We start from the raw sequence: 16,918 nt of genomic DNA on the forward strand, positions 1-16,918 counted from the left end.
AGGCGATAACACATCGCCTGAGTCGAGTTTAACATGGCAAGCTAGGCGACTAATAATAAAACCTTTTATTTTGTGTCACCGCTTTATTGCAACCAAACGCTATTGCAAAAAACATCACACAGCATACAAAAACAACCGCCCCCTTGAGACTTAACCAGCCACCTGAATCAAGCAAAGGACAAAACGTCATGGCCAACACGTTAATACAACACAATAATAAAGCCCAACGGGTATAAGCTCGGTAGCCAAGTAATGCGGCAAACAAACTGCTAAAAACATTAAAAATTACCGCTTCAGGAAAGAGGTGAAAGGCCGACAACATCGCGGCAAAGGCCAAAATAGTGACTAGATAAAAAATACTCTGCTGCATCTTGTTTCTCCTTAACATGGACAGCAATATCAACCGCTACACTAGGTCGTAGCGATAAATCCTAACTCACATAGCTACCAAGAAAATGGACTGCATTTGCTACTCCTTAGCAATTCTTAAAAGCACCATTTCGTGGCTATGCTTAACCCAATTGTAGAAACATTAGCGTGTATTTCAATGCAAATCCGACATGAAGTTTTGGCAATTATAATGCACAGATAACGAACTTCTCTGAAAGAAATTTCATGTGCATTTTCGTCATATTGCACTACGTTCATTACACTTAAATATCGATCAGTAATTAATAGCGTTGAAAATTCTCTCAGGTTATAGCTGGGGTGTAATCAATAACTTTTAAATTACTGACATGAGAAGCATGACTCATTTAACACTCAGATTCAGTACAAAACGTAAATAATATGTCACAACAAGGCATCAACTAATTCGCATAGAGGGTATGAAGACGCTTGAAATATCAGCGTTAACCAGCTAGTCTAACTGGGTGGTCAGACCTCTTATAAGGAAGAACAACATGACACTTATATTTGTTCTCGCGTTGTTAGCCTTGCTCAGCGCAGCAAGCTATCATCGCGCAAGCTGGAATACCGCTCTAGGTATTGCAGCAGTTACAATGCTAGTTGGCACCTTTGCTGGTGCATTTGGCATTATCTCTTGGTTAATTTTCTTAGCGATTGTTATTCCGCTTTCAGTAACGAACCTGCGTCAGCAGTACATCGTGGCTCCAGCATTTAAAGCGTTCAAAAAAGTTACGCCGACAATGTCAGAAACCGAAAAGTCAGCGATTGATGCAGGTACAACTTGGTGGGAAGCCGATCTATTTTGTGGTAACCCAAACTGGGATAAACTTCATCAGTTTCCTAAGCCACGCTTGAGCGTTGAAGAGCAAGCGTTTTTGGATGGTCCGGTGGAAGAAGTGTGTGCCATGCTTAACGATTGGGAAGCAACGCACGAACTGACTGACTTACCGAAAGACGTGTGGCAATACTTAAAAGACAACAAGTTCTTTGCGATGATCATCAAAAAGCAATACGGCGGTCTTGAGTTTTCAGCTTACGCGCAATCTTGTGTACTACAAAAGCTTACCAGTAAATCAACTTTACTTTCGTCTATCGTGGGCGTACCTAACTCGTTAGGCCCAGGCGAACTACTTCAGCACTACGGTACTGACGAGCAAAAGGAACACTACTTACCTCGTCTAGCAGTGGGTGATGAAATCCCTTGTTTTGCATTAACGTCACCAGAAGCGGGCTCTGATGCTTCATCTATCCCTGACTTTGGTGTGGTATGTAAAGGCGAATGGGAAGGTGAAGAAGTATTAGGTATTAGCCTAACGTGGAACAAACGCTATATTACTTTAGCACCTGTTGCGACTGTACTTGGTCTGGCGTTTAAGATGCGCGACCCGGACGGTCTATTAGGTGATAAAGAAGAGTTAGGTATTACTTGTGCGCTTATTCCTACAAACACGCCAGGCGTAAAAATTGGCCGACGTCATTTCCCACTGAATGTGCCATTCCAAAATGGCCCTACCCAAGGCGAAAACGTGTTTGTACCACTCGATTTCATTATCGGTGGCGCAAAAATGGCAGGACAAGGCTGGCGCATGCTGGTTGAGTGTTTGTCGGTTGGTCGTGTTATTACGCTACCTTCAAACTCTGCCGGTGGTATTAAATCCCTTGCAGTTGCAAGTGGCGCATACAGCCGCATTCGTCGCCAGTTCAAACTGCCTATCGGTAAGATGGAAGGGATTGAAGAGGCACTAGCGAAACTGGGTGGCTATGCGTATAGCTCTGATGCTGCGGTGACTATGTCAACTGGCGCGGTAGATTTAGGTGAAAAACCTTCGGTTGTTTCTGCCATTTTGAAGTACCACTTAACCGAACAAATGCGTGCTTCAACCATCCATGCCATGGATATTCATGGTGGTAAAGGGATTTGTCTAGGTCCAAACAACTACGTTGGCCGTGGTTACCAAGGTGCACCAATTGCAATTACGGTAGAAGGTGCAAACATCCTAACCCGTAACATGATCATCTACGGTCAAGGCGCTATTCGCTGCCATCCTTTTGTACTGGCTGAACTTGAAGCTTGTTCTATCAAAGATAAACAAGAAGCGCTTGATAGCTTCGATAAATCCTTGATGGGTCACATCGGTTTCACTATGTCGAACTTGGTAAGAACTAAGTGGTTAGCGCTAACCGGTGCACGTTTCACCAAAGTACCATTTAACGATGAAACCGCTGTTTATTATCGTAATGCTGCTCGTTACAGTGCATCATTGGCATTAATGTCTGATATTTGTATGGCTGTATTTGGTGGTTCACTGAAGCGTAAAGAGCGTATTTCTGCACGTTTGGGCGACTTATTAAGCTACCTTTATCTGGTTTCTGCAACGCTTAAGCGCTATAACGATGAAGGTCGTCGTAAAGAAGACTTACCTTTTGTGCAATGGTCTTGTCAGGAGCACCTGTACCTTTGTCAACGTGCCCTTGCTGACTTAATCAACAACATGCCTTCTGCTGCATTACGTGGTTTGTTGAAAGTGGTACTGTTCCCATTTGGTCGTCCGGTTCGTAAACCAACCGACAAAATGGAGCACAAACTTGCTCAGCTACTTCAAGTACCTAGCGAAACGCGTGACCGCCTTGCAACACACATCTACTTAAAAGATGAGCCTCTGTGCTTGCTTGGTAAGCAAGAGCAAACGCTAAAAGACATTCTTGCCGTAGAGCCGTTATTTGAAAAGGTATGCCGTGGTACTGGTAAAAAGTTACCGTTTATGCAACTTGATAAAGTAGCAGCAATGGGGCTTGAAGCAGGTGTACTGAGCGAAGACGAAGCAGCTAAATTGACTGCCGTTGAAGCAAAACGTCTTGCCGTTATCAACGTTGATGACTTTGACCCTGAAGAGTTACTTGCCGGTAAAGCAAGAACGAAGGAATCAAGTAAAGCAGACGCAGCATAACTATTTTTGTTTAGGTAGTGTGATCCATACTACCATAGCAATTAGCGTGGATATAAAGGTCAGAATTTTCTGACCTTTTTTCTTGGCAGATTAGAGCCGGGGGAACACAGCTCTAGTGTTTTAAAATAAATATCGCACTTTAAACGTCACTAAGTCTTGCACTGGTTGCTGCCATAAATCAGCGACACTACCAAACCAGTCTCTGCGCCCGACTTGCGACTTTTCAAGTGTCGAAAAGTTTGCACCTCCGCGTTGATACACTAAAAAAATATCTGAATATGCACCCATGCGATAACGCAGTTTTATCTGGCTTGCTAAGCGCCTGTCGTCAAAACTGGTGTCACCATGAATTTCGCGAAGCTCGCCATTGGTAATTTGATAAATCGTCTTACTTTGCGCTTCAAGTATCGTCCACTGTAGCGAACCACTGAGTTCAAGGTTGTCGGTGATCCGACCGTTAAATTCCAACTTATTGGAAAACTCATCTCTGTCGTATTCACTCAAGCGGTTTTGCCCGTTCGCCATCAGCCAGCCATCACCGCTTCTAAAGAAATTACTCAACTTAAGGTTCCAGTTGTAGTGTGGCATCCACGTCAAATCCACGGCGTATTGCTGTGCAGAGCCTGATATTCCTTCTTGGTCAAGCTCTATACTCGCAGCCCAAGAAAAATCCCCCACATAAGGGCTTTGATAAAAGACCCGAGACTCCACACGGCTTGGCATCTCAAACACCTCAGTGCCTCGCCCTAAGTTGTCTTGTTTACCGCTAGTGTAATAATCTAGCCCGAGGTTGAGCTGACCACCATTTGCCAACAAAAACTGCGCTAAATATGCTTGTCTGGCCGCTAAACCTGTTCCAGCATTATTTTGCTCATGCCTCAGTGTGAGTGACTGCTTAAACCTGGTAAACCAGCTGTCTTTTGGGTGCATCGAGTATTCACCATAAAGCTCGCTCACCTGCCAGTCATTGCGTTTCATATAGCCGAGATCACGGTTATCAAATTCGTCATCCACAGCAAAGTAGCGCGCAGCGAACTTCGTCTGTAAAGAAAGTTGATACTCCGCGTCTAGCGATATACCTTGACCTGTAACACGTTGCTTTTGTGTTTCTACCTCTGTTTGCAATAGCGCGCCTTTGAAAGACCAAGTATCACTACGATACTGGCCATCAACGGCATAACTCATGGCATCGCGTTCAAGAAATGGTCGTTCTGTTTTGGTCGCAAGCACACCGGCCTGCCAATCTTGCGTGCGATAATTAGCTCTTGTTGCAAAAAACAGCTTACCAATATCGTCCGAAAAGTCCGACTCAGACACAGCAAAAGTACCAAATTGTACCGACTTTCCTTTATGCACAAATCGTAGTGCCGCATCTATGGGGGTGATTGCGCGTGTACCATCATCACTTGATGCCCCTATCCGACGAGTATGAATAAGCTTAGTGCTTTCAAGTGCAGCAACGTCAAAAAGGCTGATATCTTGGGTGAAAAATGGACGTTTATCGGTGCGAAGCGTTTCCACGGCTGAATAATTCACGTCAACATCATCGATATCCACCTGACCAAAGTCAGGATTCACGGCAAGACTCACCTTCTGATGATGAGAAGGCTTGTAAAACAAATCAAAGCCAACATCGGACTGGTGCTGGCGCTCGGAAGGTGAAGTGCTTAGCGGTGCAAATTGAGCCTGATGCGCAAAGTAAGGCACAAATGCCAATTGAGAATGCGCGGGGATCTGTGCTGCGATCTTTGGCATGGTCAGGAAGAAATCACTATTTGCTGTTGTATCCTCATGGTTTGCATAGATAAAATTACTTTTAAGTTCATACAACTGTACCGAAACCCCAATCTTTGTAAGCCCCTGCTCATCTCCTGGCTGAAACGACACTGTATGCCAAGGGATCAATAATTCCGTGGTCCAATACGTATCGTCAATGTGATTGGCATAGTGCCAGTCCCCATCCCAATCGTAATCCACGTTTAAGCTTGGGGTTACAACACCATCTTGCGAGCCGCCACCTAATGTCACCGAAAATTGATATGCACTACTACCGTCGCCTGAAAAGTCCACAACTACCCGATTGAAGTCAGCTTGCATAAAGCGGTCATGGATATTGAATTGTCGCTTGCGCTCGGCTTTATTCTGGAAGTTTTTAATACCAATATAAACACCGTCGGCGGTTGCAAAAGCTTTTGCGGTAATTTTGTCATTGGCAGATGCCAAAGTTACAGGCACAACCTGAACAAATTGTTCAAACTGTGTAGCTGAACCCCACTGCGCTTCATTCAACTTACCATCAACCACGATAGGTTCCGCAAGTGCAGCTCCTGCCATCATGGGATAACTTAAACCGAGCCAAAATTTATTGCTTTTATTCATACATACTTTCCTCAGAGTTATGCCTGCTATTGCAACAAACTTTGCCGTAAAAAGTTCTTAACTTTTTCTGAAGAAAGCTGACTTAACCTTTATAAACATTGACTTAATCTTAAGAAACGCTAACGTTATGGGAACAATTGGTTTTAATTATTGAAATTGGTACTCAGCGTGCAGGCACAGGAAGTAGAGATGGTTTGTTTTGGACATTGGCAGTTTGATCTCCAGCAAGATTGCCTAACACATAGGCAAAGCCAAGAAACCGTAAAACTTGAGCCACAAATGGCAAGGTTACTCGCGCTTTTTATTGAGCATCATAACGAAGTGCTAGAGAAATATTGGCTTACCGAACAGCTGTGGCAACATGCGGTTGTCGAACCTAATAGTCTTTATCAGCTTCTGACTAAACTGCGAAAAGTGCTCGGGGACGACCCTAAAAACCCAATTTACATCAAAACCATCCCAAAGCGGGGCTATCGCTTTATCGCGCCACTAGAAAAGCATGAAATAGCACCTCGTCATACGGCAAAACCAGTCAACGTAATCGCCAAGTCCCGTATTTTATCACTCAGTGCCGTCGCAATGGCGGTTCTATGCTTTGGCGCGATCGCCTTTTTTAATCAAACACCGACTGAAAAAACACCATCACGCTACGAAACCTCTAGCCTTAGTCATGAGCTTGGCCTTGAATTTGACGTTGATGCCCACCAAAGCCAAGATCTCATCGCCTATGTGAAAGATTTTACCCACCTTATTATTGCCAACAAACAAGGCTTTCAATTAAATGAACACAGCTTTGATTCGCGGATCAGTTTTCCAAGTTGGAGCCCCGACTCAGATAAGCTGGCATTCTGGCAATATCAAGGTAGTGGCTGTCAACTTCATGTTATGACTGCCGCAGGGCAATTTTTCCACAGTTCTCAAATTCTTCCGTGCCAAGTTGGTACTAAACCCGTTTGGAAAAATGACAAAGAGCTCATCCTAACGTTCGGCCAATATAATGCCAAAGCAGCACACCTTTACCGGCTTGAGTCCCATCAAATGGTTAAGCTGCCACTTGCTTTGGCAGCCAACGAGCGGTTAAAAATGGCCCTTCGAGCATGGCAAGATAAAACCTATTATTTAGTTCAAGATAAACAAGGGTTCGCAAGACTACAAACGCTCGATGGCACGGTACATCTAAAGTGGTCAGCTCCAGTCACTTCAGTTGCGTTTGATGTTTATCATCAAGCTGTGATTGCGAGCCAATATGGCAGCCTATCGCGACACTTTAGAGACGGTGACAGTCAAGCCATCAAAGAAACGGAAATTGGCTTATACACAAGCTTCTCAAGCGATAATCGCGGCGATATATTCGCGGCATTGGAGAGTTTTCAAGTTAATATCAAAGACCGAGATGATCTCCCCTTATTTTCAAGCTCAAGCATCGACTATCTACCACTGACCAACAGCTTGGGGGAAACGGCGTTTATGTCGAGGCGCAGCGGCGTATGCGAGGTGTATCTATATCACGATGATAAAATCAATCAGCTTTCCTTTCATCAGGGGCATGAATACGTTGGTTTTTTAGTATGGAGTCCAGAGCTGAGCTATTTGGCCTCAAACCGTGATAACGATTTAGTGATATACGACCGAAAACGCCCACTCACCCAGTTCAATTCACAGCTGAGTCTGCCCGTCAAAAGCATGGGCTGGATAGATGAGCAAACACTATGGGCTTATGACGGCAAAACATTAAACCAATACAGCTTGTCTGGGGCGCTTATCAGCAGTCATGATAGTACAGCTGACTTTGTCTTTTATCACCCCGAAAGACAAACCTGGTTTGTGCTACAACAAAACCTACTGCTTGAGTACGAGACGCTCTTCGAAAGCGACTCAGAGGCGTTAAATAAATATGCGTTAAGTCAAAAACAAACCAATCAATTTAGTAACTTAAGAATTCGCGGCAACGACATCTATTGGCAATCCGCTTGGTCAAAAGAGGACTACATTTGGCAACTCACCTTGATGCCAGAGCAAAACCCTACGCTTAAAAAAGTCGGCCACTTGATTTGGCACTACGATATCGACGCGCTTGGGGATCTACTCATAGCAAAGATGGAAAGTGTAGAAGGCGATATCAAGAAACTGACTCGCCTACCTGAAGCTGCTAACTAACGATTATCATTACAAAAGCACATACACGGTATAGCTCAGCACTAAGGTGCTGAGCCAAGTCATAGCTAAATGCTGTGGACTTTTTAATGCACTTAACACTAAAAGTGGTAGAAAGACATAAGGTAATAGGCTCACCGCACTCAGTCCTAATAGCATATAGACAGGCACTGAAAAACAGACGGCAGCCGTCAGCACAATAATCCAGATACTCTGCTTTGCCGATTGCAGCTTATCTATACTCAACCAATATGCAGTGCGGTCGTAGACTTCAGGTTTGAGATCAATGGCAAGGCTCGACCACCATAATAGATTTAACGTCACCAGACCTGGAACGTAATTTGCCATCAGATCGGGGCGCTCTGCGCTTAAGATCGCGCCAAACCATAGCACCAACACACTCATCACAATGCGCCAAAGCAACACAAAATAGTGGTTGTAAGCAAAGCTCAGCCAAAATGTCGTCAACCCTTTAACCATTACCGATAACGTCACTTTACGCGGTAGCAAAGCAGCACAGCCAAACACTATTAGGTTTACAGCAATCAAATACCAAGTAATTTCGACAACAGCAAAACTGATAATAGCTGTTATCAATAATCCAATACTGGTCCCCAAAGGACGATAAATAAAACAAAGAGCAACGAAGAATTGCGTCACCGCAAAAAACAGTAAATGCCATGCTTGTGTGATTTTCTCAATTCCAATCGAGTAGCAAAGAATTAGCGTCATCAATAATAAGGGGTGAACAACCAGTACGGACAATCCATCCGCCACTTTTTGATGGATGGTACGATGCAGGATCGTGTGGTGGTAACTTCGGTGCGCTTTGTCCAAAACCGCATCTCGAAACACAAATAGAATAAAGCTTTGCGCCGCAAGTAATCCCCACGCAATTTGTACCTGTGCAACGGGATTATCACTTTCTACAATTTTACCTATACCCATAAATAGTATTGCGATAAAACCTAGCAGATAAACTTGAAACAATGCAGCTATCATCAAGCCAAATTGCTGAAGTTGCTGGCCTATCGCTTGCAGCGATAAGGAAAGTGATGCTTTTCTGTAACGATAGTAATAAAGCATATTAACTACCCTGTTTTGGTGCTAAGGGAATAGAGTGAAATCCAACTTGTAAAAAAGGTTCAGGCTCATGACTTGTCATCAGCACCATGCCAGCGTAGTTTTGCGCGAGCTCAACGATATATTCGCAGCCTGCCGCGTCCAAAGCTGCAGTAGGCTCATCGAGCAATAAATAAGGGGTATTACGCATCAAGGCATTAATAAGCTGAAGCTTCTTTTTGTTACCAGAGGAGAGATCCGCGTAGCGCGTCATTAAAAAGCCTTCAAACTGAAAGTCGTTTACAAGCTGCGAAGGAAAATCACATTGCCATGCGGTTGATGTGAGAGTTAATAACTCTTTTGCACGCAAAAAAGCAGGAAATGGAATGTTGTCTGACGCAAGTGCAACAAGTGTTTGGCGTTTATCGATTTTCTTGTCTTGTAATAGAATGTCGCCATTGAACGCATCATCAAGCCCAGCAATCATGCACAGTAAGGTGGTTTTCCCTACGCCATTCGGCGCCGCTAAACAAATTCTATTATGCTCAAACTCTTGTGAGTAATTGTCAAACAGTACCTCTTTGGAGAAGCTTTTACTTAGAGATTTTATCGTTATCATCTTGCTCTACACTATAAATCCAAATAGGGATTTATATTTATGTTTAAAAATGTAGTTGTCATAAAACTTAACTTATTACAAAAGCCAATATTTATCACCTAGTTAGAAAGTAAAATGACATATATTACGTACCTTATTTTGTAACAAAGCCTTACACTCTACATTTTTTAACATCTTATAAACATCATTAAGTAACCTTTCATTTTTCCATCCTATACTCTTGCTCCGAAATCGCTTGAATAACGACCTATGTTCAAAATATTGATAAAGGAGATCAACTATGAACTTTCGTATCCTAACTGCAGCCACCCTATCCCTATTAGCGGTAGCATGTTCGTCTGAAGATATCGAGACCGCCAACTTCGGTTCTGACATCTATAAAAACCAATATAACTTGGTTAATGCCACCGATTATGAAATTGCATTTCACCTTGCTAACACTGAGCTAGACGGTGATGAACGAAATGTCGCTGACGATAAATATCGCGTCAAAGTACTAGCTTCCGGTTCAGAACCCGTACGCATAACACACGAACATAACACCAACCGTGAAATCAGTTTTTATGCTGAGTCAGTCAACAAGCTTGGCATGATAGAACAAGAAAAAATTAAGGTAAGTAATGACCGAGATTATCACTTTGTTGTAATGCAGGATGGCAACGATACCTTAGATATAAAGGTGGTTAGAAAGTCTAAAGATGATCACGATAATAAATTTACCGTACGAGTATTAGCTTCCAAAACAATGACATTAAATATTAACGGTTCAGACGTTGAATTTGATAAAGGAGAAGTCAGTAGCTGGTATCAAGTGGATGACTGTAATCAAGATATTATGATGGGTGATGAGGTTATAAGTCTTTGCAATGCATCACTAGACCGCTCTTACTTACTCGTCGTCGGTGAAACTGGATTAATGAGCACCGTTTTAGAATACTAACTAATTAGTGTTTTTGAGGCTGCCGATATTCCGGCAACCTCAACGGTTAGCCGTCTAGATTTATATTTATAACGCATTTTTTATTCACAAAAAATTCAACTTTCTGCCGAAATAAGTCAATTCTATTCATTTTCAGATCCGACCATACAAAATAGTGACATTTGTCATAAGTCAGTTTTATTAAACTTTCCACGTGCAATAAAAATAGAGTTTTAGCTTTAAAAATCAATTAATTCTTTATATCTCATAGAGATAAAAAATAGCTATTAACAACTCCATATTGCAATCATTTTATAACATTTCAATTATGTTAACGTTAGATTTATTTAACATTAAAATGTCAAATTTTTCGTGTTGACACCCTGAAAACTCGGGCTTAACCTAGCCGCCGTTCTTAAAACACAACAATCAAAAAATCACATTTAATATTTTTTATTTACAAATAAAATAATCTTGTAACAAAGATAGCGACAATAGTATCGCGACAAAGCCGACCAAGTTAGCGGATTGGCACACACGGGACGTTGGTTAAGTAGTACTCGCCTCTAACAAGTATGATTGGGTTTTCTAAACAATTTCCCGCCATACAAAAATATAAGCATTGTGAAAATCACAATCGGATTCATTATTTTAGTCAGAGTAGGAAAGTCATGAACCAGTACAACACAGAAAAGGAAGCAATTCAGGTCGAGAAAAAGCTCGGTAGTATTGTTTTCATCTCGCAAGATCAATCACTTTCTCTGGAGTCAGTGCAAGATTACGCAGCTCAGCCCTTATCCAAAGTAAAATTGGACGAATTGGCACTAAAAGCTAGAATCGAGCAAAACCGTCAATACCTGGACAATAAATTAGCAAATCAAGAAGATATATACGGCGTGACGACTGGTTTTGGTAACTCAGCAAGTAACCGTATTTCGACTTCTCTCTCTGAAGAATTACAACAAAACCTCATTGCTTATCATGGCTGTGGAGTTGGTGATTACCTTTCAGAGTCTGATTGTGCCGCGACTTTATTGATCCGCATGAACTGTAATGCCAAAGGCTTTTCAGGCGTTAGTTGGGAATTGCTGGCGCAAATGGAAACCTTTCTAAACAACCGCATCATCCCAGCTATCCCTTCTATGGGTTCAGTGGGTGCGAGTGGCGACTTAACACCACTTTCTTATGTCGGTGCCGCACTTGGTGGTAAGCGTAAGGTGTACTATCAAGGACAACTACGTGAAACCGCTGAAGTGTTAGAAGAGCTAAACATTGCGCCATACAAGCTAAAGCCGAAAGAAGGTTTAGCTATCATGAATGGTACTTCGGTTATGTCTGCCATCGCCACGAATGCGCTAAAAGACATCCGCCGCGGCATTGATTTAAGCTGTAAACTGATCGCGCTTTATGTCGAACTTATCGAAGGTCGTGCATCGCCATTCCATAAACGCGTACACGAACTTAAACCACACCGCGGACAGCAGATCTGCGCAGAGAAAATTCTAGAACGCTTAACTAACGTCGATCAGCGTTTAGGTCGCAGAAACCGCACCGATGACAACATTGAGTTTGGCAAGCAAGAAACGTTCAGGTTACAAGATAGCTATTCAATTCGCTGCTCTCCGCAGGTGTTAGGTCCATTAATTGATGCTGAGATGTGGGCATCACAGATCCTAACGACTGAAATCAACTCTGTGAACGATAACCCACTATTTGATGATGAGAACGACCTTATCCTCAACGCGGGTCACTTCTACGGTGGTCACGTTGCAGCGGTGTGCGATACCCTCAAGCCACTCGTTGCAAACATGGGCGCCTTACTAGAGCGTGAATTAGGCATTTTGGTTGACGACCGTCTTAACGGTGGAATTTCTAACAACTTGGTTGCGCGTGAAGATCTTGGCGACAAAGCTTGGGTACACCACGGTTTCAAAGCAATGCAAATTACCTCTTCTTCTCTTGTTGCAGAAGCACTGAAAAATGCAGGCCCTATGTCAGTATTTTCACGCACAACAGAAGCACTAAACCAAGACATCGTCAGCATGGGCACCATCGCCGCACGTGACCTTCGTCGTATTACAGATCTTATCAAGCCAGTTATTGCTATTCAGGCAATGGCGATCCGCCAGGCATTTTATGTTGATGGGAAAGATGCAAAAGCAGAGAAACTCAACGCACTTTCTCGCGAGTTTTTCGACGAAATTAGCAGCAACTTCCAACCAGTCATTGAAGATAGGCCGATGGATGTCGAAATCAACAATATGGTTAACGCCCTATTTAATGAGCAGTAACCCTCTCTAAGTCATTTTTGAGATGACGATAACGCTATAGCTGGCAGCTTCACTGCAGCCAGCTAGGGCTTGTTGTTGCTCAAAAACCGCTAATGAGACGTAAACTACACACCAGAGAAACTAAAAAGGATATAAAAATGAGTAGCTTAGAATCAATAACACAATTTATTAAACAAGACATCATTGTAGACAATTTAGAAGTGGTAGATAGCATTGATGAAATCGAAGATGATGCTCAACTTATCGGTGACGGTCTAGATCTAGACAGCATCGAGGTGCTCGATCTTGTGGTATCTATCGAGAAAAAATACAACCTTAAGTTCAAAGATTACCCAGAACAAACCATTCAAGAAAAAATGAAAAACGTCAGTACCTTAGCTAGCTTTGTTCACGAACAAGTTGAAGCACAAACAACAGCTGAAGCTTGTTGATCTGACCGTAACCATTTTCGCTTGGAAGGACACCATGCAAACATACAGTGCCATTCGTTCAACACTCATGCAACTGATTGAAGCTGAGTTAGAAGTAGATAAAGAACAACTAGACGTACTAAGTGACGACGCCAATTTAATTGAGGCGCCACTGTTTCTCGACTCGGTCGACCTTATGCAGTTATCTGCTGCATGTAAAAAAGCGTTCCAATTAAAAGACTTGGGCGAATTGAGCACTGTAACTTTGGCGACACTAACACGTCAAATAGCGTTAAACTTAACGCAACAAAAACAAGCAGCACCCTTGGAGACTTGGGCAGATCAAGTCACCTCTCTCAAAGAGACCGATTTACTAGCACTGATACAGCGTAGTCTAGAGTGTGAGATCATCGGTCAGGCTCGCCTTATCAAAGACAGCACGCCCTGCGATATCATTGTGAGCACTATGGTGTTATTAGCGCACAATATCACTCCGGTATTAAGTGCGAATGCGGCCTCGAACGCCAATGCGTTTAGCTGGCGAGAACTCCCGCTTGCCAATCAAGAGGTAGAAGTTCCGTTTCGTTCCATAACGGCATTTTTACAACAGCATAGCGATAAGACAATTGGCTTTGAAACGTCAGGCAGCACAGGCAAGCCACAAACTTGGCATAAATCCATCGCCTCACTCCATGCAGAAGCCCTCACCTTTGCTGACACTTTCTCGTTTGACGCAGTAGATTATTTCTGTGCCTGCGTTGATATCCGCCACATGTTCGGTTTTATTTGGGCATTTATGCTCCCTCTGCAACTTGGCAAACCGGTGTGTTACGAACTTGGTTCTACACCGGACTTACAACCAGTAAGAGATAAACAGGTAGGTGTGATCTTAACGCCAACTATGTTTGACTTTGTGGCCGATCAGTTAAGTCAAAACCACTGTTACTTAATAAGCTCAGGTGCACCATTCAAAGGTGAGAAAGAGCAAAAGCTTGCCGACCTTATTTCTTCCCTATCACTTTCAATACAAGCTTTTGAGGTACTAGGCAGCACTGAAACCGGCGGTATCGGCTATCGTCCATTAGGCAACAACGAAACACACTTTACTAAGTTCACTGCGGTCGACATTTATCAAAATGCCGAGCGTAAAACCATGTTGAGATCGCCGTTTTTAGTGGCTAATTGTGAAGAGTTTGAGCTCAAAGATAAGCTGATTTTCAGCAATGAAAACCAATTCACACACGGTGGGCGCGCAGACCAAATATTTAAGTATGCAGGTAAACGCTACTCGCTACAAAGTATAGAAAAAATCCTCCAAGAACGCTTTGCGGGACTTCGCCATCGCGTGTTTTTTATCGAGGACAATAACAATAATAAAGGGGGCGAGCTGGTCGCCTTTGTCGAAGGACTATCTTGCATCCCTACACTTCAGGACATCAGAAGTTGGTTTAAAGATTTACCCACGCCGCAGGTTCATTTTTTGGCGCAATTTCCAGAAAACGAGCTCGGCAAAATCACCCTCTCGGCACTACAGGAATGCGTACATGAATAATAAACAACAAACTTTCATTACTGGTTATGGTGTGCTCTGCGCAGCGGGCGAGAATCGCCAAGCGCTGCTAACTAGCATCAAGGAAAACCGCACTGGTATTGACCGCATTAATCGTTTCGACACACAGGGACTAACACACAATGTTGGGGCGCTCGCTATCAACTACGAGAACCACAGCGCAGAACATTTTGATATGGATCTGGCGAGCCAATACGCTATCCATGCCGTTACAGAAGCACTTGAGCATGCAAATTTAGCCTTAACTCAGATGGACAACACCCGTGTGGCATTTATTCTCGGTAATGCAAACTGCGGTATGTTTTCATTGATGGAGAGCCTTAAAGGTCAGCACCAACTGGGGTTTAAGTTTTATCCACCACATCAAATTGCAACCGATGTCAGCCGCCACTTCGGTATTCAGGGCCCTGTAATGACTTTCACCTCGGCCTGTACCGCAAGTAGCAGTGCCATTGCTTTTGCTAAACAACTTATCGAAAACGACCAAGCAGATGTCGTCATTGCTGGCGGTGCGGATGCCCTGAGCGAGCTGGTTTACGGCGGCTTTCAGTCGGTACAGTCCTTGAGTCCTGAACCTTGTGCTCCGTACAGCGAAAAAATGGGATTAAGTTTAGGTGAAGGCGCAGGCTTTTTAGTCTTTGAATCGCAAACACATGCCAATCAGCGTAACGCAACGCTGCGATATCAGTTGCTCGCGACAGGGTCGAGCTTAGATGCTCACCACGCTACAGCGCCTAACCCCGAGGGCGATGGTGTACGCCGCGCTTTTACGCAGACATTGTCCTATGCGCCCGTTGCAGCAAGTGCTATTGAATATATCAACAGCCACGGGACTGGTACGCCAGCAAATGATGGCGCAGAACTAAAAGGGATCCAATCAGCCATTGGTGAACAGGCCATGCGCGACGTCTCGGTTTCAAGTAGTAAATCTTACTTTGGTCATACCCTTGGTGCCGCTGGTGCCGTAGAACTTATTTCAACTTTGGTCAGCCAGGATGAAGGACTTCTACCAGCAACACTGGGTGTCGACTCAATAAGGTCGTGTTGCCAAGCGTATCAATTAGTCACCAATCAGGCGAAATCTCAGGTTGTTGATGTTTTTGCGGTGACTAACTCAGCGTTTGGTGGTCACAACACCAGCATGCTACTCAGTAAACACCAGAAAACGTCGATTAACACGGCGACAAAACCGGTGTATCTACTTGCCGCCACCAGCCTGTCTGATACTGAAGTGTACAATGCTAGACAAAATAGTACCGACCACTTTGCTGAATTTAACTTAAAACAGCAGTTCCCAGCACTTTTCCAGCGCCGTACACCGTGTGTTGCACAATTTGCCTTGGGTGCCTGTCAATTTACCTTACAAGACAGCGATCTCGATCTAGCGCAATTACCACTGCCAGAATTCGCAGCCTACTATGCTAATCCCATTGGCTCGCTGGAAACCTTAGATAAAAACCTCGCATCATTTCAAGATGGCATTGCAGAGCTAAAAAGTACGCACTTCCCCAATACCGTCGTCAATGCCACATTAGGGCAACTGGCGCTCGGCTTTGGCTTTAAAAACTCGGCCACTTGTGTGAGTGATTTAGGCAATGACTTTTTACATGCGCTTTGGAGCGCAGCACTTGATATGCGTGAAGGTCGAAGTCGATATGCGATGGTATGTAGCTCGCAAGACGATACTGCACTCTCGCAGCAAGTCTGGGCTGCACATCAATTCCAAGCAGATATCGGTCATTTTTCCAGCGCAGCACTCTTGGCAACCAGCGAGGTGTTACCGGCAGGCTACCGACCTCTCGCAGAAATTATTGATTTCATTCAAATCAATGATGCGCAGCAGCATCAAGCACTAGACAGATTATTGGCAAGCCATGCTAGGAAGCTGAGCCAAGTGGGCAATGTCGTGTTAAGTACTTATCACGATGAAGCGTTTGCCACCATTGCAGCAAGCTTGGACAGCCATTTACCACAGGCCCAACTTATAAAATATCAGCCACAAACCACGCCTCTACACAGTACAGAATTAGCAGTGCGTGCGCTAATGCATGCACTCAACACCCCAGCTGGTGATACCGAGTTAGATCAAACCCTACTCCTAAGCGTTAATCTCGCGGGAAGTATGACGGGATGTATTTTACGAACAGTAAGGAAATAA

11 protein-coding genes are annotated in these 16,918 nt (G+C 43.7%); 7 read left to right on the forward strand and 4 right to left on the reverse strand.

Translation table 11 applies throughout. The annotated features are described in order from the left end of the window. Positions 1-49: 49 nt before the first annotated feature. Positions 50-370 carry a DUF6419 family natural product biosynthesis protein gene (locus tag ABMY45_RS10700; protein ID WP_010606266.1) on the reverse strand — a complete coding sequence of 107 codons (321 nt, stop codon included), beginning with the start codon at positions 368-370 and terminating at the stop codon, positions 50-52. 532 nt (positions 371-902) lie between these two features. Here ABMY45_RS10700 and fadE point away from each other — a divergent pair. Next, positions 903-3,356 (forward strand): acyl-CoA dehydrogenase FadE, encoded by a 2,454-nt coding sequence (gene fadE, locus ABMY45_RS10705; RefSeq protein ID WP_174168514.1) that lies wholly within the window; start codon positions 903-905, stop codon positions 3,354-3,356. Positions 3,357-3,476: 120 nt separating this feature from the next. On the opposite strand, the gene ABMY45_RS10710 is transcribed toward fadE, so the two are convergent. Continuing rightward, positions 3,477-5,735, reverse strand: a complete 2,259-nt coding sequence (locus tag ABMY45_RS10710) for a DUF5916 domain-containing protein (protein ID WP_349288865.1) — start codon at positions 5,733-5,735, stop codon at positions 3,477-3,479. Between the two features lie 168 nt (positions 5,736-5,903). Between ABMY45_RS10710 and ABMY45_RS10715 the strand changes: the two genes are divergently transcribed. Then, on the forward strand, positions 5,904-7,892 hold the full coding sequence (locus tag ABMY45_RS10715; RefSeq protein ID WP_349288866.1) for a winged helix-turn-helix domain-containing protein: 1,989 nt from the start codon (positions 5,904-5,906) through the stop codon (positions 7,890-7,892). Between the two features lie 9 nt (positions 7,893-7,901). Here the strand turns inward: ABMY45_RS10715 and ABMY45_RS10720 are convergent, their stop codons facing one another. Together ABMY45_RS10720 and ABMY45_RS10725 are read right to left on the reverse strand one after the other, a co-directional pair. Beyond that, positions 7,902-8,975, reverse strand: coding sequence for a DUF6136 family protein (locus ABMY45_RS10720; protein ID WP_349288867.1), 1,074 nt, complete (start codon positions 8,973-8,975; stop codon positions 7,902-7,904). Position 8,976: 1 nt separating this feature from the next. Continuing rightward, a complete protein-coding gene (locus ABMY45_RS10725) occupies positions 8,977-9,570 on the reverse strand; it encodes an ATP-binding cassette domain-containing protein (protein ID WP_349288868.1) in 594 nt (197 codons plus the stop codon). 280 nt (positions 9,571-9,850) lie between these two features. Between ABMY45_RS10725 and ABMY45_RS10730 the strand changes: the two genes are divergently transcribed. From ABMY45_RS10730 to ABMY45_RS10750, 5 genes are all read left to right on the forward strand, one after another. Continuing rightward, on the forward strand, positions 9,851-10,510 hold the full coding sequence (locus ABMY45_RS10730) for a hypothetical protein (RefSeq protein WP_349288869.1): 660 nt from the start codon (positions 9,851-9,853) through the stop codon (positions 10,508-10,510). A gap of 650 nt (positions 10,511-11,160) precedes the next feature. Next, positions 11,161-12,780 (forward strand): aromatic amino acid ammonia-lyase, encoded by a 1,620-nt coding sequence (locus ABMY45_RS10735; RefSeq protein ID WP_010606259.1) that lies wholly within the window; start codon positions 11,161-11,163, stop codon positions 12,778-12,780. Positions 12,781-12,917: 137 nt separating this feature from the next. Then, the gene (locus ABMY45_RS10740) at positions 12,918-13,211 is read left to right on the forward strand and encodes a phosphopantetheine-binding protein (RefSeq protein ID WP_010369398.1); all 294 of its coding nucleotides are present in this window, start codon (positions 12,918-12,920) and stop codon (positions 13,209-13,211) included. 34 nt (positions 13,212-13,245) lie between these two features. Next, positions 13,246-14,742, forward strand: coding sequence for an AMP-binding protein (locus ABMY45_RS10745; protein ID WP_349288870.1), 1,497 nt, complete (start codon positions 13,246-13,248; stop codon positions 14,740-14,742). Then, a complete protein-coding gene (locus tag ABMY45_RS10750) occupies positions 14,735-16,918 on the forward strand; it encodes a beta-ketoacyl-[acyl-carrier-protein] synthase family protein (protein WP_349288871.1) in 2,184 nt (727 codons plus the stop codon). The genes ABMY45_RS10745 and ABMY45_RS10750 overlap by 8 nt, the downstream gene beginning before the upstream one ends.

Source organism: Pseudoalteromonas sp. XMcav11-Q, from assembly GCF_040104525.1.
In the GTDB taxonomy this organism is placed as follows: domain Bacteria; phylum Pseudomonadota; class Gammaproteobacteria; order Enterobacterales; family Alteromonadaceae; genus Pseudoalteromonas.